22 protein-coding genes, 1 pseudogene and 1 riboswitch are annotated in these 21,615 nt (G+C 72.2%); of the genes and pseudogenes, 9 read left to right on the top strand and 14 right to left on the bottom strand.

The genetic code is table 11. From position 1 onward, the window contains the following. Window positions 1-13: 13 nt before the first annotated feature. The 6 genes from AB0J12_RS27685 to AB0J12_RS27660 form a co-directional block, all read right to left on the bottom strand. A complete protein-coding gene (locus tag AB0J12_RS27685) occupies window positions 14-952 on the bottom strand; it encodes a hypothetical protein (RefSeq protein ID WP_363267165.1) in 939 nt (312 codons plus the stop codon). Window positions 953-1,008: 56 nt separating this feature from the next. Further along, window positions 1,009-1,932 carry a methylenetetrahydrofolate reductase [NAD(P)H] gene (gene metF / locus AB0J12_RS27680; protein WP_363267164.1) on the bottom strand — a complete coding sequence of 308 codons (924 nt, stop codon included), beginning with the start codon at window positions 1,930-1,932 and terminating at the stop codon, window positions 1,009-1,011. 150 nt (window positions 1,933-2,082) lie between these two features. Continuing rightward, entirely contained in the window at window positions 2,083-2,736 is a 654-nt protein-coding gene (gene thiE, locus AB0J12_RS27675; RefSeq protein WP_363267162.1) for a thiamine phosphate synthase, read from the bottom strand. A 445-nt stretch (window positions 2,737-3,181) separates the two neighbouring features. Beyond that, window positions 3,182-3,547 carry an Rv2175c family DNA-binding protein gene (locus tag AB0J12_RS27670; RefSeq protein ID WP_073936587.1) on the bottom strand — a complete coding sequence of 122 codons (366 nt, stop codon included), beginning with the start codon at window positions 3,545-3,547 and terminating at the stop codon, window positions 3,182-3,184. A 96-nt stretch (window positions 3,548-3,643) separates the two neighbouring features. Next, a complete protein-coding gene (locus AB0J12_RS27665; RefSeq protein WP_363267161.1) occupies window positions 3,644-4,888 on the bottom strand; it encodes an FAD-dependent oxidoreductase in 1,245 nt (414 codons plus the stop codon). Between the two features lie 32 nt (window positions 4,889-4,920). Continuing rightward, entirely contained in the window at window positions 4,921-5,292 is a 372-nt protein-coding gene (locus AB0J12_RS27660; RefSeq protein WP_363267160.1) for a hypothetical protein, read from the bottom strand. Between the two features lie 52 nt (window positions 5,293-5,344). Beyond that, a riboswitch (TPP riboswitch) is annotated at window positions 5,345-5,458 on the top strand. Here AB0J12_RS27660 and thiO point away from each other — a divergent pair. The 6 genes from thiO (at window position 5,456) to AB0J12_RS27630 (ending at window position 11,267) form a co-directional block, all read left to right on the top strand. Further along, entirely contained in the window at window positions 5,456-6,643 is a 1,188-nt protein-coding gene (thiO, locus tag AB0J12_RS27655) for a glycine oxidase ThiO (RefSeq protein ID WP_363267159.1), read from the top strand. It overlaps the preceding riboswitch by 3 nt. Then, window positions 6,640-6,840, top strand: coding sequence for a sulfur carrier protein ThiS (gene thiS, locus AB0J12_RS27650; protein WP_363267158.1), 201 nt, complete (start codon window positions 6,640-6,642; stop codon window positions 6,838-6,840). The genes thiO and thiS overlap by 4 nt, the downstream gene beginning before the upstream one ends. 3 nt (window positions 6,841-6,843) lie before the next feature. Then, window positions 6,844-7,638 carry a thiazole synthase gene (locus tag AB0J12_RS27645; protein WP_363267157.1) on the top strand — a complete coding sequence of 265 codons (795 nt, stop codon included), beginning with the start codon at window positions 6,844-6,846 and terminating at the stop codon, window positions 7,636-7,638. 116 nt (window positions 7,639-7,754) lie between these two features. Beyond that, window positions 7,755-9,689 carry a Stk1 family PASTA domain-containing Ser/Thr kinase gene (gene pknB, locus AB0J12_RS27640; RefSeq protein WP_363267156.1) on the top strand — a complete coding sequence of 645 codons (1,935 nt, stop codon included), beginning with the start codon at window positions 7,755-7,757 and terminating at the stop codon, window positions 9,687-9,689. A gap of 81 nt (window positions 9,690-9,770) precedes the next feature. After that, window positions 9,771-10,643: a deoxyribonuclease IV gene (locus AB0J12_RS27635; protein ID WP_363267155.1), complete on the top strand. Its 873-nt coding sequence runs from the start codon at window positions 9,771-9,773 to the stop codon at window positions 10,641-10,643. A gap of 75 nt (window positions 10,644-10,718) precedes the next feature. Further along, on the top strand, window positions 10,719-11,267 hold the full coding sequence (locus tag AB0J12_RS27630; RefSeq protein WP_363267154.1) for a DUF4396 domain-containing protein: 549 nt from the start codon (window positions 10,719-10,721) through the stop codon (window positions 11,265-11,267). 21 nt (window positions 11,268-11,288) lie between these two features. Here AB0J12_RS27630 and AB0J12_RS27625 read toward each other — a convergent pair whose 3' ends face one another. Continuing rightward, complete coding sequence (locus AB0J12_RS27625; protein WP_363267153.1) at window positions 11,289-11,921, bottom strand: sulfite oxidase-like oxidoreductase; 633 nt, start codon at window positions 11,919-11,921, stop codon at window positions 11,289-11,291. A gap of 185 nt (window positions 11,922-12,106) precedes the next feature. Here AB0J12_RS27625 and bfr point away from each other — a divergent pair, with 185 nt between their 5' ends. Next, window positions 12,107-12,586 carry a bacterioferritin gene (bfr, locus tag AB0J12_RS27620; RefSeq protein WP_363267152.1) on the top strand — a complete coding sequence of 160 codons (480 nt, stop codon included), beginning with the start codon at window positions 12,107-12,109 and terminating at the stop codon, window positions 12,584-12,586. 38 nt (window positions 12,587-12,624) lie between these two features. On the opposite strand, the gene AB0J12_RS27615 is transcribed toward bfr, so the two are convergent. The 3 genes from AB0J12_RS27615 to AB0J12_RS27605 form a co-directional block, all read right to left on the bottom strand. Then, window positions 12,625-12,858 carry a (2Fe-2S)-binding protein gene (locus AB0J12_RS27615; protein ID WP_363267150.1) on the bottom strand — a complete coding sequence of 78 codons (234 nt, stop codon included), beginning with the start codon at window positions 12,856-12,858 and terminating at the stop codon, window positions 12,625-12,627. Window positions 12,859-13,049: 191 nt separating this feature from the next. Next, window positions 13,050-14,399: a class II 3-deoxy-7-phosphoheptulonate synthase gene (locus AB0J12_RS27610; protein ID WP_363267149.1), complete on the bottom strand. Its 1,350-nt coding sequence runs from the start codon at window positions 14,397-14,399 to the stop codon at window positions 13,050-13,052. Between the two features lie 117 nt (window positions 14,400-14,516). After that, complete coding sequence (locus AB0J12_RS27605) at window positions 14,517-15,989, bottom strand: hypothetical protein (protein ID WP_363267148.1); 1,473 nt, start codon at window positions 15,987-15,989, stop codon at window positions 14,517-14,519. A gap of 12 nt (window positions 15,990-16,001) precedes the next feature. On the opposite strand from AB0J12_RS27605, the gene AB0J12_RS27600 reads away from it, so the two are divergent. Together AB0J12_RS27600 and AB0J12_RS27595 are read left to right on the top strand one after the other, a co-directional pair. Next, window positions 16,002-16,133 carry a trp operon leader peptide gene (locus AB0J12_RS27600; RefSeq protein WP_363267147.1) on the top strand — a complete coding sequence of 44 codons (132 nt, stop codon included), beginning with the start codon at window positions 16,002-16,004 and terminating at the stop codon, window positions 16,131-16,133. 97 nt (window positions 16,134-16,230) lie between these two features. Next, a complete protein-coding gene (locus AB0J12_RS27595; protein WP_363267146.1) occupies window positions 16,231-18,153 on the top strand; it encodes an anthranilate synthase family protein in 1,923 nt (640 codons plus the stop codon). Here AB0J12_RS27595 and AB0J12_RS27590 read toward each other — a convergent pair. From AB0J12_RS27590 to AB0J12_RS27575, 4 genes and pseudogenes are all read right to left on the bottom strand, one after another. Continuing rightward, window positions 18,105-18,529, bottom strand: a pseudogene (locus AB0J12_RS27590) (NAD(P)-dependent oxidoreductase); the annotation flags it as partial. The gene AB0J12_RS27595 and the pseudogene AB0J12_RS27590 overlap by 49 nt on opposite strands. A 65-nt stretch (window positions 18,530-18,594) precedes the next feature. Beyond that, on the bottom strand, window positions 18,595-19,623 hold the full coding sequence (locus tag AB0J12_RS27585) for a 6-phosphofructokinase (RefSeq protein ID WP_363267145.1): 1,029 nt from the start codon (window positions 19,621-19,623) through the stop codon (window positions 18,595-18,597). A gap of 89 nt (window positions 19,624-19,712) precedes the next feature. Continuing rightward, complete coding sequence (locus AB0J12_RS27580; RefSeq protein ID WP_363267144.1) at window positions 19,713-20,390, bottom strand: response regulator transcription factor; 678 nt, start codon at window positions 20,388-20,390, stop codon at window positions 19,713-19,715. After that, entirely contained in the window at window positions 20,387-21,610 is a 1,224-nt protein-coding gene (locus AB0J12_RS27575) for a DUF5931 domain-containing protein (protein ID WP_363267143.1), read from the bottom strand. The genes AB0J12_RS27580 and AB0J12_RS27575 overlap by 4 nt, the downstream gene beginning before the upstream one ends. Window positions 21,611-21,615: the final 5 nt, after the last annotated feature.

Raw genomic sequence — 21,615 nt, 5'->3', positions numbered from 1 at the left:
ACGCGGAGCGGCGTCAGAAGCGGTACTGCTCGTCGAAGCCGTGGCCGGCCTGCTGCTGGCCGGTCCCGGTGCCCTGCTGGTAGGGGTAGGGCTGCTCCTGCGGGAACTCCCCGCCGTAGGAGTCGTCGGTGCGCTGCTGCGGGACCCAGACCCCGTCCGGCGGTGTCGTCTGGTCGTAGCCGCCCAGGTACGGGTCCTGCCCGTAGCCCTGCTGGTCGTACGAACCGCCGTAGGTGGCGTCGTACGAGGCGCCGCCGTAGGTCTGGTTGCCGATGTACGGGTCGGAGTATGCGGCGTACTGCTGCTGGCCGGTGGTGTCGTAGCCGTACTGGCCGTAGCCGGAGTAGTCGTAGCCGTAGGCCGACTGGTCCTCGGCGGCGGTCTGGGCCGTCGACGCGTACGCGGTGGAGGACGCGGGGTCGCCGTAGACGCCGTAGGAGCCGGTGTCGTCGGGCAACGGCTGCGGCTCGTAGACCGTGGTCGGCTCGGCGGCCATGGCGGCGGGCGTGCGGGCCGGGGTGAAGACGTCGTCGTGGTCGTCGTCGGGGCCGTAGGACATGGTCTCGGCGGCGAAGGAGCCGCCGTGGGCCGCGTCCGCGTCGTGGTGTCCCGCGGCGGACGTCTCCAGGTCGGAGACCTCCGACGAGGGGTCCCGGCGCCCGGCCCGGCCGCGGCGCCCCTTCACGGGCTCGTCGTCATGGCGGCGCACCGCCCAGCCCGCGGCGAAGCCACGCCGGAACGACAGCGTGACGTAGGTCTGCCCGATCGCGAACGCCGCAGCGCCCACTCCGATGACGACGACCGACGGGATCAGCACGCCGAGCACGACGACGAGGAAGCCGACGAACGCGAGCAGCCGCCAGCGAAGCCGCGCCTTGTACTGCAGCAGCACTTCACCGAGCAGCCACAGCGCGACGCCGCCGAATGCGATGTAGAGGACCGTCCAGCCCATGTACGCCCCTCTCCCAGTGGCCGCTCCGCAGTGTGTCGTACGGCGGTGCGGCCGGTCTAGGCCTGCGGAGGGTGGTGCAGGCCCAGGTTCTCGTAGATTTCCAGCGTCGCCGTGGAGTTGTTGAGCGTGATGAAGTGCAGACCCGGCACTCCCTCGGCCAGCAGCCGCGCGCAGAACTCCGTGGCGAAGTCGATGCCAATGGAGCGTACAGCGGCCGGATCGTCCTGTGCTGTGAGGATCCGCTCTTTCAGCTCGTCCGGGAAGGCGGCGGTGCTCAGCTTGGGGAGGCGCTCCAGCATCTTCATGCTGGTCACCGGCAGGACTTCCGGGATCACCGGGGTGTCGCAGCCGGCCGCGGCGACGCGGTCGCGCAGGCGCAGATAGGACTCGGGATGGAAGAACATCTGCGTGATGGCGTAGTCCGCCCCGGCCCGGCACTTGTCGACGAAGTGCCGGATGTCGCTGTCCCAGTCGGTGGAGCGCGGGTGCATCTCCGGGAAGGCGGCGACGCCCACACAGAAGTCGCCCGACTCCTTGATGAGCCGGACGAGGTCGGCGGCGTACGTCAGACCCTGCGGGTGCGGCACCCATTCGCCCATCGGGTCGCCGGGCGGGTCGCCGCGCACGGCGAGCATGTTGCGGATACCGGCGTCGGCGTACTGGCCGATGATGTTGCGCAGTTCCGCGAGGGAGTGGTCGACCGCGGTGAGGTGGGCGACCGGCGTGAGCGTGGTGTCGACGACGATCTGCTGGGTCTCCTTCACCGTGGTGGTGCGGGTGGTGCCGCCCGCGCCGTAGGTGACGGAGACGAAGTCGGGGGCCATGGCCTCGACCCTGCGCAGGGCGTTCCACAGGTTCCGCTCGCCGGCCGGCGTCTTGGGCGCGTAGAACTCGAACGAGTACGTCGTCTTGCCGGTGGCGAGGATGTCGCGCACGGTACGGGCGCGATCAGTCCTGGTGGATGCGGTTCCTAGGGCCATACGGGCAGGTTAGCCAGGGGTGGACGATCCCCCAACCGAAAGTGGGAGATTTGCCGGAATTGCCGGGCTGTTGTCCACCCCTTGGACATTCATGAGACGCGGGCGGGTGAGCTGCGGGCACCGGTGGGTCCGCGACGGCCGCCTCCGCGCTCAGAGCCGGCGCAGCCGCTTGGCGAACTCCGCCGCCGCGGCACCCGGGTCCTGCGCCTCGGTGATCGCCCGGACGACGACGACACGGCGGGCGCCCGCCTCGAGCACCTCGTCGAGGTTGCCGAGGTCGATGCCGCCGATGGCGAACCAGGGGCGGTCGGTGCCGAGCGCGGCGGTGTGCCGGACCAGGTCGAGGCCGGGGGCGTGCCGTCCCGGCTTGGTGGGGGTCGGCCAGCACGGGCCGGTGCAGAAGTAGTCCACGCCTTCCTGGACGGCGGCGGCCTTCGCCTCCGCCTCGGCGTGGGTGGAGCGGCCGATCAGCACGTCGTCGCCGAGGATCGCACGGGCCGCCGGAACCGGGAGGTCGCCCTGCCCGAGGTGCAGGACGTCGGCCCGGGCCGCGTGGGCGACGTCGGCGCGGTCGTTGACCGAGAGGAGCTTGCCGTGGCGGGCGCAGGCGTCGGCGAAGACGCTCAGGTGCTCCAGCTCCTCGGCGGCCTCCATGCCCTTGTCGCGCAGCTGCACGATGTCGACGCCGCCGGCGAGGACCGCGTCGAGGAACTCGGGCAGGTCGCCCTGGCGCCTGCGGGCGTCGGTGCACAGGTACAGCCGGGCGTCGGCGAGGTGGGCACGAGCGGTGGCGGCGGTGGTCATATGGGTCCCCCCGGGGGTGGGTGCGGTGTGCCGGATCGTAGGAGCCGCGGCGTGCGGGCTGCGGCGGCGCGCTCCGCGGACCGGCCCACGGACGCACCCCAGGAACGTATCCCGCGAACCGTCACGACCGGGAGCCCGGCCCCGGCCGGGGGCGCGACACGCGCCCGGCTCACGGCTCACGGCTGGAGCGGCCTTCTGCCTTCTCGCAGGCCCGGGCCGCGACGCGCGCGCCAAATCCCCACGGCAGCCCACGCAGCCCACACCAGGCGGGCCGCAGCCGTCGGGCCACGGAGCCGAAGAGTTCCGCGGACGCGCGGCGCCGCGGACGCAAAGCGCCGTGACGGCGGGCGCCGCGGCCCGGGCGGCGTGTCCGAGGCCGTGCGCGGCCCCGGCCGTGGCCACCCGGACCACGGCCCCTGTGTCGGCGGTGTTCAGTGCGGGTGCGTCAGACGGCGAGCGCCTGGGCGCGGCGCTTCACCTCCGTGCCGCGATTCTCGCTCAGCGCCTGCGCGGGCGTGCCGGGCAGGCTCGGGTCCGGCGTGAAGAGCCACTCCAGCATCTCCTCGTCCGTGAACCCGTCGTCCCGCAGGAGCGTCAGGGTGCCGGTCAGGCCCTTGACGACCTTGTCCCCGTCGATGAAGGCGGCGGGGACGTGCAGTGCGCGGTTCTCACCGCGGCGTACGGCGATGAGCTGGCCCTCCTTGACCAGCTGCCGGACACGCGTCACCTCGACGCCGAGCATCTCGGCGATGTCGGGAAGGGTGAGCCAGGCGGGGACGAGAGCATCGATCTTTGCGTCAATCTCGGTCACGGAACCAAGCGTAGGCGCTCCACCGACCCTGCCGCGATGCCAGGGCCGCGACGTGGCGTGGTCGACCGCGGTCACGTCATGGCTGGTCGAGCACCGTCAAGCCGCCGCGGTCGCGGCCTTCAAGGGGCGTGCCGGGTCCGCCAGCAGCTCCGGATCCATGGCCGTGCCCGCCTCGATCAGCCGCCGCCCCTGGGCCAGGTCGCGGGGGCGGCCCACCGCCAGCAGGGCGATGAGCCGGCCCTCCCGCAGCCAGCACACCGTCCAGGCCGGGCCGGAGGTGTCACCGCGCCACACGGTGCGGTCGGCCGCGGTGTGATGGCCGGCGTACTGGACGAAGCGGCCGAACTGCTCGGACCAGAAGTACGGCACCGGGTCGTACTCCGCGAGAGTGTCGCCGACGATGTTCGCGGCGACCGTGCGAGGCCCCTGGAGGGCGTTGTCCCAGTGGTGGACGAGCAGGCGTTCGCCGTAGCGGGCGGAGGGGAAGGAGGCGCAGTCGCCGACCGCGTACACGTCCGGCAGCGACGTGCGCAGCTGCGCGTCGGCCACCACCTCGCCCCGCGGTCCCAGCTCGACGCCGGAGCCGGCCAGCCAGCCGGTGGCGGGCCGTGCGCCGATGCCGACGACGACCGCGCCGGCGGGCAGCCGGGTGCCGTCGTCGAGGACCACCACGCCCGGCTCGACGCCCGCCACGCGCGCGTGCGTGCGCAACGCGACACCGGCGTCGGCGTACCACTCGGTCATCGGCGCGGCGACCTCGGCGGGCAGCGCCCCGGCGAGCGGGCGGTCGGCGGCCTCCACGACGGTGACCGCGCAGCCCGCCTCGCGCGCGGCCGTGGCGAACTCGGCGCCGATCCAGCCCGCGCCGACGACGACGATGTCGTGCTGCCGGGCGAGCACCGGGCGCAGCCGCTCGGCGTCGTCCAGGGTGCGCAGCAGGTGCACCCCGGGCACGCCCTCGGCGCCGGGCAGGGTGATCGGTTCGGCGCCGGTGGCGAGCACGAGGACGTCGTAGCCGACCGGGCCGGCCTCGGTGTCCAGTTCGTGGTCGGCGGGGCGCACGCCCAGCACCTCGCAGCCGAGGCGCAGCTCGATGCCCAGCGCCTCGAAGTCCACGTCGAAGGCGGAGCCCTCGGCCGTGCCGAGCAGGACGGCCTTGGACAGCGGCGGCCGGTCGTAGGGCTGGTGGGGTTCGGCGCCGATCAGCGTGACGCTGCCGGTGAAGCCCTGGTCGCGCAGGGCCACCGCGGTCTGCACCCCGGCCATGCCCGCGCCCGCGACGACCACGCGCCGCGCCGGCGCCGCCGCCGAGGTGTCCCGTTGCCGCGTCTGCTCGCTCACCTGATCACCATAGACACCTGACACATCGTCAGTCAGCGGTCCTGTGCCGTGACCTGCTCCACACGCGCGGGCAGCTCCTCCACCACGCTGGTGCCGCTGCCCTCCTGGGACTCCCACTCCCAGGTCTCCTCCAGCCGCAGCCGCCCGTCCGGCAGCTCAACGACCGTGGACACGCAGTGCCCGCCGGAGGTCGTCCCGTCCTGCTTGAGCTGCACGTACCGGAAGTCCAGCCGGTCCCCCTGCCGGGTGCCCACGAGATGCCCGCGCACCACGTCGCCGCCGGTGTACTCGGCCCAGATCTCGCCGCCGCGCTCGTGGTACGTGAAGCGGGTGCGCGTGCCCACCTGACCGGGCGCCTGATCGGTGACGGGGGCGAGGACGAGACCGTCGAGGGACCGGGTCATGACGGAAGGCTCCCTTACAGACACACAGCGGCACGGGCTAGGGTGGCCACCGTAAAGCACTCGCGGGAGCCCGGACGCACCGGGCTGAGAGGGAGGCTGGGACGGCCTCCGACCGTACGAACCTGATCCGGGTCATGCCGGCGAAGGGAGGGGCTGGACGCCCATGTCGCCTACGCGTACGTCAGACGTCCTCGTCATCGGGGGCGGGATCATCGGGCTGGTCACGGCCTGGCGGGCCGCGCAGAGGGGGTTCGCCACCGCGGTCGTGGACCCCGAGCCCGGCGGCGGAGCCGCGCAGGTGGCGGCCGGGATGCTGGCCGCCGTCACGGAACTGCACTACGGCGAGCAGACCCTGCTCGGCCTCAACCTGGCCTCGGCGCGCCGCTATCCGGACTTCGCGGCCGAACTCACCGAGGCCACCGGCCACGACCTCGGCTACCGCCGCAGCGGGACGCTCGCCGTCGCCCTGGACGCCGACGACCGCGCCCACCTCAAGGAACTGCACGCCCTGCAGCGGCAGTCGGGCCTTGCGTCGGAGTGGCTGTCGGGCCGGGACTGCCGGCGCCTGGAGCCGATGCTCGCGCCGGGCGTGCGCGGTGGGCTGCGGGTCGACGGCGACCACCAGGTGGACCCGCGACGGCTCGCGGCCGCGCTGGTCACCGCCTGCGAGCGGGCCGGGGTGGTGTTCCACCGGACCCGGGCCGAGCGGCTCACGGTCGCGCGGGAGCGCGCGGGAGGCGTCGTCACGAGCGAGGGCGAGGAGCTGGGCGCGGGACAGGTCGTGCTCGCCGCCGGCAGCCTGAGCGGGCGCCTCGCGGGCGTGCCGGAGGCCGTGCTGCCGCCGGTGCGGCCGGTGAAGGGGCAGGTCCTCAGGCTGACCATGCCGAACCACCGGACGCCGTTTTTGAGCCGGACCGTGCGCGCCGTGGTGCGCGGCGGCGCGCTGTATCTGGTGCCCCGCGAGAACGGTGAGCTGGTCGTCGGCGCGACCAGCGAGGAGATGGGCTGGGACACGACCGTCACCGCGGGCGGCGTCTACGAGCTGCTGCGCGACGCGCACGAGCTGGTGCCCGGCATCACCGAGCTGCCGCTGACGGAGACCCGGGCCGGACTGCGCCCCGGCTCCCCCGACAACGCGCCGCTGCTCGGCCCGACCGCGCTGGACGGGCTGCTGCTGGCCACCGGCCACCACCGCAACGGCGTCCTGCTCACCCCGGTCACCGGGGACGTGCTGGCCCACGCCCTGGTCACCGGCGAGCTGCCGGAGGAGGCCCGCCCCTTCACCCCGAAGCGCTTTTCTCACGCCGCCGCGCAGCAGCCCGCACGCACCCTCACGGAGCAGCCCGCATGAACATCTCGGTCAACGGCGAGCCCCGCCGTGTCGAGCCCGGCACGGCTCTCGACGCCGTCGTGCAGTCCCTGACCGCTGCCCCCTCCGGGGTGGCCGCCGCCCTCAACGAGACCGTCGTCCCGCGCACCCGGTGGTCCACGACGGCCCTCGCCGACGGTGACCGCGTCGAGGTCCTGACCGCCGTCCAGGGAGGCTGAACCATGGCTGACGACCCCCTCGTCCTCGGCGGTACGCCGTTCACCTCCCGTCTGATCATGGGCACCGGCGGTGCGCCCAGCCTGGAGGTGCTCGAGCGGGCGCTGGTCGCCTCCGGCACCGAGCTGACGACCGTCGCGATGCGGCGGGTCAACCCCGAGGTGCACGGCTCGGTGCTGTCGGTGCTGGACCGTCTGGGCATCCGGGTGCTGCCGAACACCGCCGGCTGCTTCACCGCCGGGGAGGCGGTGCTCACGGCCCGGCTGGCGCGGGAGGCGCTGGGCACGGACCTGGTCAAGCTGGAAGTGATCGCCGACGAGCGCACGCTGCTGCCGGACCCGATCGAGCTGCTGGACGCGGCGGAGACGCTGGTCGACGACGGGTTCACGGTGCTGCCGTACACCAACGACGACCCGGTGCTCGCGCGGAAGCTTCAGGACGTCGGCTGTGCGGCGATCATGCCGCTGGGCTCGCCCATCGGTTCCGGTCTCGGTATCCGCAATCCGCACAACTTCCAGCTGATCGTCGAGGACGCGCGCGTGCCGGTGATCCTGGACGCGGGGGCGGGCACGGCGTCGGACGTGGCGATGGCGATGGAGCTGGGGTGCGCGGGTGTGATGCTCGCCTCGGCGGTGACCCGGGCGCAGGAGCCGGTGGTGATGGCGGAGGCCATGCGCCACGCGGTGGAGGCGGGACGGCTGGCGTACCGGGCGGGGCGGATTCCCAAGCGGCACTTCGCCGAGGCGTCCTCACCCACGGAGGGCGTCGCCCGGCTGGACCCGGAGCGGCCGGCTTTCTGAAGCCCGCGGCCCGTGCGTCATACCGGTGCGCGCGACACGTCACAGGTCGGCTGCAGTCACCCCCCTGGCTGGGTGAAAGGGCTGGGGTGCCGGTGACGGCTCGTACACTCGCCTGCGTGGATACGACCCTCTCGGACCCCCTCGTCGGGCAGGTGCTCGACGGCCGGTATCGCGTCGACGCGCGGATCGCGGCCGGCGGGATGGCCACGGTCTACCGGGCCCTGGACACCCGTCTGGACCGCGTGCTCGCGCTGAAGGTGATGCACCCGGCGCTCGCGGCCGACGCCACGTTCGTCGAGCGCTTCATCCGGGAGGCGAAGTCCGTCGCCAGGCTGGCCCACCCCAACGTGGTCCAGGTCTTCGACCAGGGCGCCGACGGCCGGTACGTCTATCTGGCGATGGAGTACATCGCCGGCTGCACCCTGCGCGACGTACTGCGCGAGCGCGGGGCGCTGCAGCCGCGTGCCGCCCTGGACATCCTGGAGCCGGTGCTGGCCGCTCTGGGCTCCGCGCACCGGGCCGGGTTCGTGCACCGGGACATGAAGCCGGAGAACGTCCTGATAGGGGACGACGGCCGGGTCAAGGTCGCCGACTTCGGGCTGGTGCGCTCGGTGGACACCGTCACCAGCACCACCGGTGAGGTGCTCGGCACCGTCTCCTATCTGGCGCCGGAGCAGATCGAGCAGGGCACGGCCGACCCGCGCGTGGACGTGTACGCGTGTGGTGTCGTGCTCTACGAGATGCTCACCGGAGGGAAGCCGCACGACGGCGACTCCCCGGCCGCCGTGCTCTACAAGCATCTGCACGAGGACGTCCCGGCGCCCTCCACGCTGGTGCCGGGGCTGCCGTACGCCCTGGACGGGCTGGTGGCGGCGGCCACCGCCCGCGCGCCCGAGGCGCGGCCGCACGACGCGGTGGCCCTGCTGGCGCTGGCGCGCGAGGCGCGGGCCGGCCTGAGCGAGGAACAGCTGGACGCGGTGCCGCCGCAGGCGCTGGCCGCGGACCACGACAACGCCGACGACCGCACGAGCGTGATCCCGCGCGCGCTGACCGTGCCCCGCCCGCTGCCGGTCAACGAGGACGACGAGGGCGACGCGGCCGCGCTGAATCGCACCAGCCGCTTGCAGACCCCGCCGCCGGCTCCCCCGCGGCCGGGGCCCTCGCGCTCCCGCCGGCGGCTGATCACCCTGATCGCCGCCGTGCTGCTGGTGTTCGGTGTCGGCGCGGGCGTCTGGTACATCAACTCCGGGCAGTTCACCAAGGTGCCGCCGCTGCTGGCGCAGTCCGAGGCGCAGGCGAAGCAGCGGCTGGAGCGGGCCGGTCTGGAGGCCGGCAAGGTGACCTACGCCTACAGCGACACGGTCGCGCGGGGCAAGGTCATCAGCACCGACCCGGATCCGGGTGCCCGCATCCGCGACCACGACGCGGTGAAGCTGACCGTCTCCAAGGGCCCGGAGACCGTGAAGGTGCCCGATCTGCAGGGCTACAAGCTGGACAAGGCCCGGTCCGTGCTGAGGGACAGCGGGCTGGAGCCGGGCATGATCAACCGGGAGTTCAGCGACGAGGTGACGCGGGGCTCGGTGATCGGCACCGATCCGGAGGCGGGCACCGAGCGGCATGCGGGCTCGGCGGTCGCGCTCACCGTCAGCAAGGGCAGCGCGGTCGACATCCCGGACGTCACCGGCTCCGACCTGGCGGACGCCCGCTCCGAGCTGGAGGACGCCGGCCTGAAGGTGAAGGTCGCCCCGGAGCGGGTGAACTCCGAGCTCGACGCCGGACAGGTCGCCGCGCAGTCGCCGGACTCCGGTGGCCAGGCCGCCGAGGGCGACACGGTGACGCTGACCCTGTCCAAGGGGCCGCAGATGATCGAGGTCCCTGACGTGGTGGGCGACAGCGTCGACGACGCCAAGCAGGCCCTGAAGGACGCCGGGTTCCAGGTCAAGGAGGACCGCGGGCTGCTCGGGCTGTTCGGCGACACGGTGAAGAAGCAGTCCGTGAAGGGCGGCCAGAAGGCGCCGCAGGGATCGACGATCACGATCACCATCCGGTGAGGTCGGTCACGCGCCCGGCGGTGACCGAGGCCACCGCGGCCGCGTGACCGGGCACGCCCGGGCGCATGGCAGGCTGAACGGGTGACACCTCGATCCCCCTTGCGCAATCCCGTCGGCTCGCACGTCCCGGTGGCCGGCGGTCTGCACTCCGTCGGTCTGTCGTACGCCCGTGACCTGGGCGCCGAGACCGTGCAGGTCTTCGTCGCCAACCCGCGCGGCTGGGCCACGCCCGCCGGCAATCCGCGGCAGGACGAGGCGTTCCGCGCGGCGTGCGAGGCTCAGTCGATCCCGGCGTACGTGCACGCGCCGTATCTGATCAACTTCGGCTCCCACACGGAGGCGACGGTCGAGAGGTCGGTGGAGTCACTGCGGCACTCCCTGCGGCGGGGGCGTGAGATCGGGGCGCTCGGCGTGGTCGTGCACACCGGCAGCGCGACCGGCGGCCGGCACCGGGAGGTGGCGCTGAAGCAGGTGCGCGCGCACCTGCTGCCGCTGCTGGAGGAGCTGACCCACGACGACGACCCGTTGCTGCTGCTGGAGTCCACGGCCGGGCAGGGTGCCTCGCTGTGCTCACGGACCTGGGACTTCGGGCCGTACTTCGACGCGCTGGACCGTCACCCGAAGCTGGGCGTGTGCCTGGACACCTGCCACATCTTCGCGGCCGGGCACGACCTGACGGGGCCGGACGGCGCGCACCAGACGCTGGACCTGCTGGTCGACACGGTCGGTGAGGGGCGGCTGAAGCTGATCCACGCCAACGACTCCAAGGACGTGGTGGGCGCGCACAAGGACCGGCACGCGAACATCGGCGCCGGTCACATCGGCGAGGACGCGTTCAGCGCCCTGCTCACGCATCCCGCGACCGACGGCGTGCCGCTGGTCATCGAGACGCCCGGCGGCAAGGAGGGGCACGCGGCGGACGTGGAGCGGCTCAAGAAACTCCGGGATTCGTAAAGCGTTGAGGAATACCCCAGGGGGGTATACGGTTCCTGTCATCGCAGGAGCCGTTACCTGACGTTGGGGGCAGTCATGCAGCACGAGGCGCACACCGACCACGCGCACCACCACACCGACCACGGCGGGCACACCGACCACGCGGACCACGCGGACCACGGCCACGCCGGTCACCACCGCGCCCCCTCCGCCAGTTGGGCCATGGCCGCGCAGGCCACCCTGCACTGCCTCACCGGGTGCGCCATCGGCGAGGTGCTGGGCATGGTGATCGGCACCTGGCTGGGCTGGGGCAACGTGGCCACGATGGTGCTGGCGATCGCGCTGGCCTTCGTCTTCGGCTACTCCCTCACGCTGCGCGGCGTGCTGAAGGCCGGCGTGGACTTCCGTACCGCGTTCCGGGTGGCGCTGGCCGCGGACACCCTGTCGATCGCCGTGATGGAGCTGATCGACAACGGTGTGATCGCGCTGTGGCCGGCCGCGATGGACGCCCACCTGGACGACCTGTTGTTCTGGGGAGCGCTGGCGATCTCGCTGGCCCTGGCGTTCGTCGTGACGACCCCGGTGAACAAGTGGATGATCGGCCGCGGCAAGGGCCACGCGGTGGTGCACCAGTACCACCACTGACCGGCGCGACACCGCCAGGACTCAGAGCTCGGGGCCGTCCCCGGGCTCTTCCTGGTAGGAGTAGCGCTGTTCCTTCCAGGGGTCGCCGACGTTGTGATAGCCGCGCTCCTCCCAGAAGCCGCGGCGGTCGGCGGTCATGTACTCCACGCCGCGCACCCACTTGGGGCCCTTCCAGGCGTACAGATGGGGCACGACCAGGCGGAGCGGGAACCCGTGCTCGGCGGTCAGCAGCTCGCCGTCCTTGTGGGTGGCGAAGAGCGTGCGCTCGGCGGCGAAGTCGGCGAGGCGCAGATTGGAGCTGAAGCCGTACTCCGCCCACACCATCACATGGGTGACCTCGGGCGCGGGCGGCGCGATGTCCAGGATGACCCGGGCGGGGATGCCGCCCCACTCCGCGCCCATCATGCTGAACTTCGTCACGCAGTGCAGATCGGCGACGACCGTGGTGTACGGCAGAGCCGTGAACTCCTCGTGGGTCCAGCAGTGCTTCGCGCCGTCGGCGGTGGCGCCGAACACCCGGAACTCCCAGCGTTCGGGCCGGAACTTGGGCACCGGCCCGTAGTGCGTGACCGGCCAGCCCTTCTGCACTCGCTGTCCCGGCGGAAGCTCGGACCGTGCTGCTTCTCCAGATTCTCGCTCCACCGGATGACCCATGTATCCATCCTGACAGACCGGGAGCGGTGCACAGGACCAGGCAACCCCCGAACCGGACAACCAGCCACCAAATCCGCCAAGCATGCACTTATTTACTAAGTGCGCACTTACTGGACGATCCACGAGGCCGGTGCAATCATGCCGCCGCAACCTCCCGATCCCCCAGGTGGAAGGAGCCCGCCGCGATGCAGGGCGACCCCGAGGTCATCGAGTTCCTCAACGAGCAGCTGACCGGTGAGCTGACCGCGATCAACCAGTACTTCCTGCACGCGAAGATGCAGGAGAACTTCGGCTGGACCAAGCTCGCCAAGTACACGCGGCACGAGTCGTTCGACGAGATGAAGCACGCCGAGGTACTCACCGACCGGATCCTGTTCCTGGACGGGCTGCCGAACTACCAGCGGCTGTTCCATGTGCGGGTCGGACAGACGGTCACGGAGATGTTCCAGGCCGACCGCCAGATCGAGGTGGAGGCGATCGACCGGCTCCGGCGCGGCATCAAGGTGATGCGCGAAAAGGGTGACATCACGTCCGCGAACATTTTCGAGGACATCCTCGCCGACGAGGAGCACCACATCGACTACCTCGACACCCAACTGGAGCTGATCGAGAAGCTCGGCGAGGCGCTGTACCTCGCGCAGCTCATCGAGCAGCCGGAGAGCTAGGCCGCCAGAGCCAGGCTGCCAGAGCCGGGCAGCTGGAGCTAGGCGGCCTCGTCCAGGCCCGGCAGCTCGGCCAGTACCGGGCTGCCCTGGTCGGCGAGCTCGCGGCGGGGGCAGGACCCCCGGCCCAGCAGCGCCTGGATGCGGCGGACGCAGGAGCCGCAGTCCGTGCCGGCCTTGCAGGCGGAGGCGATCTGGCGGGGGGTGCAGGCGCCGTTCTCCGCGTGCTGCTTGACCTGGGCCTCGGTCACACCGAAGCAGCTGCAGACGAACACGCGGGTCACCTCCCGGTCGGTCGGGGTCGTGCCACTCCGACCCTTGATCGGTGAGGCTAACCTAACCTTACCTGCCGTGCGGGGGTCGTAAAAGAGCCATGGGGCGCGGATCGTATGTGATCCGCGCCCCACTTCTTGGCCGAAAACAACCCGTACCGAGCGGCCCCGTCACTGGCCGCCGTACAGGCCGCTCACTGGTCCCGGTACATCTCCGCGACCAGGAACGCCAGGTCCAGCGACTGGCTGCGGTTCAGCCGCGGGTCGCAGGCCGTCTCGTAGCGCTGGTGCAGGTCGTCGACGAAGATCTCGTCGCCGCCGCCCACGCACTCCGTGACGTCGTCGCCGGTCAGCTCCACGTGGATGCCGCCCGGGTGGGTGCCGAGCGCCTTGTGCACCTCGAAGAAGCCCTTGACCTCGTCGAGCACGTCGTCGAAGCGGCGGGTCTTGTGCCCCGAGGCCGCCTCGAAGGTGTTGCCGTGCATCGGGTCGGTCACCCAGGCCACGGTGGCGCCGGAGGCGGTGACCTTCTCGACCAGCTCGGGGAGCTTGTCGCGGATCTTGTCGGCGCCCATGCGGACGATGAACGTGAGCCGGCCCGGCTCGCGCTCGGGGTCGAGGCGGTCGATGTACTGCAGCGCCTCCTCGGCCGTCGTGGACGGGCCGAGCTTGATCCCGATCGGGTTGCGGATCTTCGAGGCGAACTCGATGTGCGCGTGGTCCAGCTGCCGGGTGCGCTCACCGATCCACACCATGTGCGCCGAGACGTCGTACAGCTTCCCGGTGCGCGAGTCGACACGGGTGAGCGCCGTCTCGTAGTCGAGCAGCAGTGCCTCGTGCGAGGCGTAGAACTCGACCGTCTTGAACTCCTCCGGGTCCGTCCCGCAGGCGTGCATGAAGTTCAGCGCGTTGTCGATCTCGCGCGCCAGCTGCTCGTAGCGCTGCCCGGACGGCGAGGACCTCACGAAGTCCTGGTTCCAGGCGTGCACCTGGCGCAGGTCGGCGTAGCCGCCCGTGGTGAAGGCGCGCACCAGGTTCAGCGTCGAGGCCGACGCGTGGTACATGCGCTTCAGACGCTCCGGGTCCGGCACGCGCTGGGCCTCGGTGAACTCGAAGCCGTTGACGGAGTCGCCGCGGTAGGTCGGCAGCGTCACCCCGTCGCGGGTCTCGGTGGGCTTCGAGCGCGGCTTGGAGTACTGGCCGGCGATCCGGCCCACCTTCACCACCGGGACGGACGCGGCGTACGTCAGTACGGCACCCATCTGGAGCAGCGTCTTGAGCTTGTTGCGGATGTGGTCGGCGGACACCGCGTCGAAAGCCTCGGCGCAGTCGCCGCCCTGGAGGAGGAACGCCTCTCCCTTGGCGACGGCCGCCATCCGGGCGCGCAGCTGGTCGCACTCGCCCGCGAAGACGAGCGGCGGATACGACTCGAGGTCCGCGATCACTGCGCGCAGAGCCTCGGGGTCGGGGTACTCGGGCTGCTGCGCCGCGGGCAGGTTTCGCCAGGTGTTGCCAGCGCCAGGGCTGGTTGCGTTCACGGTCACGCCCCCAACATTACGGGGTCACCTGATGCCTCCATGCCCTGGCTCACAGGATGAGACGGACGGGTCCGCCGCGCGGTCGGCGCCCGGCGGACCCGTCCGGGCCTTCTCCGGGGGCCGTCAGTGCCGGTCCTGCACCGCCGGATCGGTGAACCCGACGGAGAACACCGTGCGCAGGGAGAGATCGCCCGCGCCCTGGTAGCCGAGGCACGCGTCACCCTCTTCGGTGGCGGCCGTGAACTCGGGATGCGCCGCCCGCAGGGTGCTGCCCGCGCAGATGCCCTCGGTCAGCCCCCACACCTCGTCGACCGGGTCGGCGTCGAGTTTCGGCCAATAGCTGAGGGCCTGCGGCGGGCCCGCTGCCCAGTTGCCGCCCGCGGCGCAGCTGGTGCCGGTCCGGGTGTCACCCACCCAGGTGTGCGAGTACACGCCCGGCTTGGTGCCGCAGCCCTTGTGGAAGGCGAAGTTCAGCACGCCCCCGCCGTCGGTCCAGGTCATGCCGCCCTGCAGGCCCCGGTAGCGGGAGGCGGCCCAGGCGTCCTCGATCACCGTCCTGCCGCCGGACATGTTGAGCAGGCCCGGGTAGGTGCCGGCACCGGCCGGGTTCAGCTGGTACCGCACGACACGGCCGCCGTCGGTGTACCCCTGCCACTCGCCGGCGACCAGCTTGTAGGGCGCCCCTCCGGTCTTGTCCAGGGACAGCCAGGAGAAGCACAGCTGCTCGGGGTCGATGCTGTGGCCCGAGCAGTCCGAGGGGGTGCCCGCCTGCTTGTAGTAGTGCACCTGCGGCAGCGCGTACGGGTAACCGCAGGCGCTGGAGCGGCCGGCGCCGTCGATGCCGTAGGTGCTCACGCCGGCGCCGTAGGTGTCGACCTTGGCGAGCTTGTTGAGGTCGAAGACCCGGATGCCGTTCGCGGTGTCCGTGACGTACAGGTAGTTGGCGTACCAGACGATGCCGCCGCCGTGCCCGGTGACGAACCGGAAGTTCGTGCCCGAGCCGGTGGGCTCGGCGAGCAGGACGTGGCGGTACTTGCCGGTGTCGCGGTCGAGCAGGGAGAGCTTGAGCAGGTTGTCGGTGCGGCAGCCGGTGGACGTCTCGTCGCTGAGCGTGCGGTAGTGCCAGGCGACGGCCAGGACGTGGCGGCCCTGGACGGTGCCGTCGGCGCCGTCGGCGGTGCCGGTGCTGCTCATGCCCTGCGGCCACCAGTGCGGGTTGGTGTCGTCGCCGTGGGCCTGCGACCAGCACCAGGCCGTCTTGGTGCCCACCGGGGGCAGGGCCTTGGTCTCGGTGCCGGCGCAGGAGCGCATCGAGCGCAGGTTCAGCCAGGGGTCGCTCGCACCGGCGGAGTTCCTGGTGAGGTCGGTGGTGACCACGTCGGAGAGAGAGGCGTGGCTGGTGAGGTGATTGGTGTAGAGGGTGTTCGCGGCCGACACCGAGCTGGTGTCGGTCAGCTTGAACTGGTCGGCGCCGAGCGAGAGTTTCGTCATCGTCGGCGCGTCCGCGGCCACGGCCGGCCGGACGGTCAGAGCCGTCAGCAGCGCCGCGGTGGCCGCGAGCCAGGCGAGCAGCCTGGATCCCCGTATGAGTCCCAATGCACACCTTCCATGGAGTCGATAGGGACATGCCAAAGAGCAGGCGGGGATCGTAACCCCGGCGCGGCATCGGGTAGGGTGCCGGGCATGTTCGCGCAACTCGTCAAGAACTGGTGGTGGACCGCTTCTCCGGCGGCCCACTGACTGCGCGTACGCAAGACTTCGCGAAGGCCGCCCGAGGGGCGGCCTTCGGTGTGTCCGGGGTCGTTCCTCTCCCTCTTCAGATCGAGAAGGACCGCCCATGAACCTCACGGACCTGCTGTCCGACCCCCGCCCCTTCGCCCTGCTGCGCCGCCGCACCCCGGGCCACCGTCCGGACGTGGTCGAGCTGCTGATCGGCCCCGTCACGCACCACGACCGCCTCGCCGACCTGCCCGACGAGTGCCTGGCGCTGGTGCCGTTCCGGCAGATCCGCGAGCGCGGCTTCGACGTCCGCGACGACGGCACGCCGCTCGCGGTACTCGTCCCCGAGGAGCGGCACACGCTGCCCCTGGACACCGCACTGACCGAACTGCCCGGGCACGCGGTGCGGGTCGAGGGCGGCGGCTTCGACGTCGACGACGAGACGTACGGCGCGATCGTCGCCCGGGTGCTGCGCGAGGAGATCGGCCGGGGCGAGGGCGCGAACTTCGTCATCCGGCGCACCTACGAGGGTGACATCCCGGGGTTCGGCAGGGCCGACGCGCTCGCCCTGTTCCGGCGGCTGCTGGAGGGCGAGCGGGGCGCGTACTGGACGTTCGTCGTGCACACCGGGGACCGCACGCTCGTCGGCGCGAGTCCCGAGGTGCATGTGCGGATGTCCGGGGGGACGGTCGTGATGAACCCGATCAGCGGGACGTACCGCTATCCCGCCGACGGACCGACGCCGGAGCACCTGCTCGGCTTCCTCGCCGACGGCAAGGAGATCGAGGAGCTGTCGATGGTCGTCGACGAGGAGCTGAAGATGATGTGCACCGTCGGCGACATGGGCGGTGTCGTCGTCGGCCCGCGGCTGAAGGAGATGGCCCACCTCGCGCACACCGAGTACGAGTTGCGCGGCAGGTCGACGCTGGACGCGCGGGAGGTGCTGCGCGAGACGATGTTCGCGGCGACCGTGACCGGCTCGCCGGTGCAGAACGCCTGCCGGGTCATCGAGCGCCATGAGCCCGTCGGGCGGGACGGTGCGGGGCGCGGCTACTACTCCGGCGCCCTGGCGCTGCTCGGCCGGGACTCCGGCGGCGCCCAGACCCTCGACTCCCCCATCCTCATCCGCACCGCCGACATCGCCGCCGACGGGACGCTGCGCGTCGCGGTCGGCGCGACCCTGGTGCGCGGCTCGGACCCGGCCGGTGAGGTCGCCGAGACGCACGCGAAGGCGGCGGGTGTGCTTGCCGCGCTGGGCGTGCGCCCGTCCCGCCCGCGTGAGGAGCACACGCGCGTGCGCCTCGCCGACGACCCCCGCGTGCGTGCCGCGCTCGACGGGCGCCGCGCCTCGCTCGCGCCGTTCTGGCTGCGGATGCAGGAGCCGTCGGCGGAGCTGACCGGGCACGCCCTGGTGGTGGACGGCGAGGACACCTTCACGGCGATGCTCGCGCACATGCTGCGGGCCTCCGGGCTCACCGTCACCGTCCGGCGCTACGACGAGCCGGACCTGCGCCGCGCGGTCCTCGCGCACGAGGGCCCGGTGGTGCTGGGCCCCGGCCCCGGCGACCCGTCCGACCTGGACGACCCCAAGATGCGCGTGCTGCGGGAGCTGACCGCGGCCGTCCTCGCCGAGCACCGGCACGGCGTCCTCGGTGTCTGCCTCGGCCACGAGCTGATCGCGGCCGAGCTGGGCCTGGAACTGGTGCGCAAGGAGGTGCCGTACCAGGGGGCGCAGACGGTGATCGACCTGTTCGGGCGCAAGGAGACGGTCGGTTTCTACAACAGCTTCGTCGCCCGCTGCGACGACGAGACGGCCGCGGGACTGGCCGCGCACGGCATCGAGGTGAGCCGGGGCCCGTCGCACGAGGTGCACGCGCTGCGGGGGCCGCGTCGTGCCGGTGGCGCGCCGAGGAACGCGGTCGCGGGCGTCCAGTTCCACCCGGAGTCCGTGCTGTCCCTGAACGGCGCCGAGGTGGTGCGGGAGCTGCTGGGTCAGCTGCGCGGCACCAGCACGTTCTCCGAACGGCGGCCCGCGATGTAGTCCAGGTTGCGCACCGTGGTGTCGGCGATCTGCCCGACGGCGTCCTCGGTGCAGTACGCCTGGTGGGAGGTGACCAGCACGTTCGGGAAGGTGACCAGGCGGGCCAGGATGTCGTCCTCGATGGCCTGAAGGGACTTGTCGAGGATGAGAGGAAGAACAGGCCCGCCTCCGACTCGTGGACGTCCAGTCCCACGCCGGTGAAGCGGTTGGCGCGCAGTTCGTCGACGAGGGCCGCGGTGTCGATGAGGCCGCCGCGGCTGGAGTTGACCAGGATCGCGTCGTCCTTCATCGCCTTCAGCGCGGCGGCGTCCAGGAGGTGCTGGGTCTCGGGCATCAGCGGCACGTGCAGGGTGACCAGGTGGGACTCGGCGAGCCTGTCCCCTTCCGGTCGGTCATGGGCCGGACACGCCGAATCTACGGCCCTGGACCGCCGGCCACCGCTCAGCCGAAGAACACCCCGACCTCCTCGTAGAGCCGCGGCTCCACCCGCTTGATCCGGGCCGTCGCCTCGGAGATCGGCACCCGGACCACGTCCGTGCCGTGCAGCGCGACCATCCTGCCGAAGTCGCCCTCGTGTACGGCGTCGATGGCGTGCAGGCCGAAGCGGGTGGCCAGCCAGCGGTCGAAGGGACTGGGCGAGCCGCCGCGCTGGATGTGGCCGAGGACCGTCGTGCGGGCCTCCTTGCCGGAGCGGTGCTCGATCTCCCGGGCGAGCCACTCGCCCACCCCGGACAGCCGCACCTGTCCGAGGCCGCCCTCCGCCGTGTGCTGCAGCACCATCGAGCCGTCCTTGGGCCGGGCCCCGTCGCCGACGACCACGATCGGCGCGTAGGACGCCCGGAAGCGGGAGGTGACCCACGCGCACACCTCGTCGACGTCGAAGGGCTGCTCCGGGATGAGGATGACGTTCGCGCCGCCGGCCAGGCCCGAGCGCAGCGCGATCCAGCCCGAGTCGCCGCCCATCACCTCGACCACGAGCACCCGTTTGTGGGACTCGGCGGTGGTGTGCAGCCGGTCGATCGCCGCGGTGGCGACGGAGACGGCCGTGTCGTACCCCACCGTGTAGTCGGTGCCGGACAGGTCGTTGTCTATGGTCTTCGGTACGCCGACCAGGGGCAGCCCGTACTCGTCCGCGAGGCGTGCCGCGGTGCCGAGCGTGTCCCGGCCGCCGATCGTGATCAGCGCCTCCACGTCGTGCTTGGCGAGGTTCTCCCGGATCCGGCGCACTCCGTCCGGGTGGTCGAGCGGGTGGGTGCGCGAGGTGCCGAGGATGGTGCCGCCGCGCGGGAGGGTGCCGCGCACCTGGGGGATGCCGAGCGGGACGGTCTCCCCGTCGAGGGGGCCGCGCCAGCCGTCCGCGAAGCCGACGAACTCGTCGCCGTACTCCTGGACGCCCTTGCGGACGACGGCGCGCACCACGGCGTTGAGGCCCGGGCAGTCACGGCCTCCGGTCAGTACTCCGACGCGCATGGGATGTCCCTTCGCGGACCTCAAGCTGCTGCTCCCCACGAGCTGCTGCTGTCCACGCTAGCGGTGTGACGGGGCCGTGCGCGGGCGACTCACTCGTCGTCGAGACCGCGCTCTATCGCGTACCGCACCAGCTCCACCCGGTTGTGCAGCTGGAGCTTGCCGAGGGTGTTCTGCACATGGTTCTGCACGGTGCGGTGGGAGATGACGAGGCGTTCGGCGATCTGCTTGTAGCTCAGCCCCTTGGCGACGAGCCGCAGCACCTCGGTCTCGCGCTCGGTGAGCCGGGGCGCGCGCGGCTCGTCGGTGTCCTGTGCGGGCGCGGGCTCGGAGGCCAGGCGGCGGTACTCGCCGAGGACCAGCCCGGCCAGGCCCGGCGTGAAGACGGGGTCGCCGGCCGCGGTGCGGCGCACGGCGTCGAGCAGTTCCTCGGTGGAGGCCGACTTCAGCAGATAGCCGGTGGCGCCGGACTTCACCGCCTCCAGTACGTCGGCGTGCTCGCCGCTCGCGGACAGCACCAGCACGCGCAGCGCCGGGTCGGCGGCGACGACCTCCTTGCAGACCTGGACGCCGGGCTTGGCGGGCAGGTTGAGGTCGAGGACGAGCACGTCGGGGGCGGCCGCCCTGGCGCGGCGTACGGCCTGCTCGCCGTCACCGGCGGTGGCGACCACCTGGAAGCCGGACTCCCCCAGGTCGCGGGCGACCGCGTCGCGCCACATCGGGTGGTCGTCGACCACCATGACCCTGATCGGGTCCTGCTGCTCACTCATCGCTGTTCCGCCTTCCCCCGTGCGGCCTTCGCCTTCGGTACCTTCAGTTCCACTTCGGTGCCCTGCCCGGGCGTCGAGATCAGTTCGGCGCTGCCGCCGAGGTCGCGCAGCCGGCCGCGGATCGACAGGGCGACCCCGAGCCGCCCCTCCCCCTCGGCCTGCGCGAGCCGTCCCTCGGGGATGCCGGGGCCGTCGTCGCGCACGGTCAGGACGATCTCGTCGGGCTCGTCCTCCAGCAGGATCCAGGCCCGCGCGCCGGCACCCGCGTGCCTGCGGACGTTGTCCAGCGCCGCCCCGACCGCCGCGGCCAGCTCCCGCGCGGCGGCCGGCGGCAGCGGCACGGGCGCGCCGGGCTCGGCGAAGGAGACCCGGTCCGCGGCGTACGGCGCGAGCAGCGTGCGCAGGTCGACCTGGCCGGTGTCGTCGTCCGGTTCCTCAACGGCCCGCACGAACGCCCCCTCGGCGGCGTCCTCGGACACCCGGGAGACGGGCACCAGACCTCCGGAGACCAGGGTGCGCAGCGCCACCTCCTGCTCGCCGGCCAGCCGGCCCAGTTCGCCGGCCTCACCGCCGAGCGCGGCGCCGCGCCGCTTCACCATCGCCAGCACCTGGAGCACGCTGTCGTGGATGTCCCGGGCGAGCCGCTCCCGTTCCCTGGTCGCGGCCTCGATCTCCAGCGCGCGGGCCAGGGTGCGTTCGGAGGCGCGGGCCACCTCGACGACGTAGCCGATGGCGATGGAGGCCACCCAGACGAGGATCACGTTGTGGACGGTGTCGCGGGCCGGGGCGCCGCGTTCGAGAAGGTTCGCGACGGCGACGAGGGTGGAGGCGTACGCCGCCCAGCGCCAGCCGCCCTTGATGGCGAAGGCCAGCACGGCACCGGCGGTCCATATCGACGGCAGCGTGGGGCCGCCGTCCATGATCCGCTGGTGGGCGTCGGCGAGCGGGGTGAGCAGGATGCCGGCGAGCGCCACGGCCAGGTCGGCGGCGAGGAAACGCCGGGTGCAGGCCCCCGCGTTCGCGACCCTGGGCAGGGTGGCGAGGGTCCACACGCACAGCACCGCGTAGTAGGCGATGGCCAGCCAGGGGCGGGTGAAGCGGTCGTAGGCGGTGGCGAACAGGCCGACGGCGTACAGCATGGTCAGCACCCGGTAGGCGGTCAGCGCACGCCACAGCGGCAGCTCGACCGACATGCGCATGACTCTCTCGCGTCCGGCCACGTCCC

It is taken from the genome of Streptomyces sp. NPDC049915, assembly GCF_040656475.1.
Taxonomy (GTDB): Bacteria; Actinomycetota; Actinomycetes; order Streptomycetales; family Streptomycetaceae; genus Streptomyces.
Note: the sequence above shows the minus strand (reverse complement) of the source record. Positions and strands in the feature narration are given on the sequence as shown.

Excerpts from the sequence above, each read along its gene's own strand:
- thiE (WP_363267162.1), bottom strand. The coding sequence starts at position 2,736 with ATGACCACCGCCGCCACCGCTCGTGCCCACCTCGCCGACGCCCGGCTG.
- AB0J12_RS27600 (WP_363267147.1), top strand. The coding sequence starts at position 16,002 with ATGGAGTCGATAGGGACATGCCAAAGAGCAGGCGGGGATCGTAACCCC.
- bfr (WP_363267152.1), top strand. The coding sequence starts at position 12,107 with ATGCAGGGCGACCCCGAGGTCATCGAGTTCCTCAACGAGCAGCTGACC.
- AB0J12_RS27580 (WP_363267144.1), bottom strand. The coding sequence starts at position 20,390 with ATGAGTGAGCAGCAGGACCCGATCAGGGTCATGGTGGTCGACGACCAC.
- AB0J12_RS27625 (WP_363267153.1), bottom strand. The coding sequence starts at position 11,921 with ATGGGTCATCCGGTGGAGCGAGAATCTGGAGAAGCAGCACGGTCCGAG.
- thiO (WP_363267159.1), top strand. The coding sequence starts at position 5,456 with ATGTCGCCTACGCGTACGTCAGACGTCCTCGTCATCGGGGGCGGGATC.
- AB0J12_RS27660 (WP_363267160.1), bottom strand. The coding sequence starts at position 5,292 with ATGACCCGGTCCCTCGACGGTCTCGTCCTCGCCCCCGTCACCGATCAG.
- AB0J12_RS27630 (WP_363267154.1), top strand. The coding sequence starts at position 10,719 with ATGCAGCACGAGGCGCACACCGACCACGCGCACCACCACACCGACCAC.
- AB0J12_RS27595 (WP_363267146.1), top strand. The coding sequence starts at position 16,231 with ATGAACCTCACGGACCTGCTGTCCGACCCCCGCCCCTTCGCCCTGCTG.
- AB0J12_RS27685 (WP_363267165.1), bottom strand. The coding sequence starts at position 952 with ATGGGCTGGACGGTCCTCTACATCGCATTCGGCGGCGTCGCGCTGTGG.
- AB0J12_RS27585 (WP_363267145.1), bottom strand. The coding sequence starts at position 19,623 with ATGCGCGTCGGAGTACTGACCGGAGGCCGTGACTGCCCGGGCCTCAAC.
- thiS (WP_363267158.1), top strand. The coding sequence starts at position 6,640 with ATGAACATCTCGGTCAACGGCGAGCCCCGCCGTGTCGAGCCCGGCACG.
- metF (WP_363267164.1), bottom strand. The coding sequence starts at position 1,932 with ATGGCCCTAGGAACCGCATCCACCAGGACTGATCGCGCCCGTACCGTG.
- AB0J12_RS27645 (WP_363267157.1), top strand. The coding sequence starts at position 6,844 with ATGGCTGACGACCCCCTCGTCCTCGGCGGTACGCCGTTCACCTCCCGT.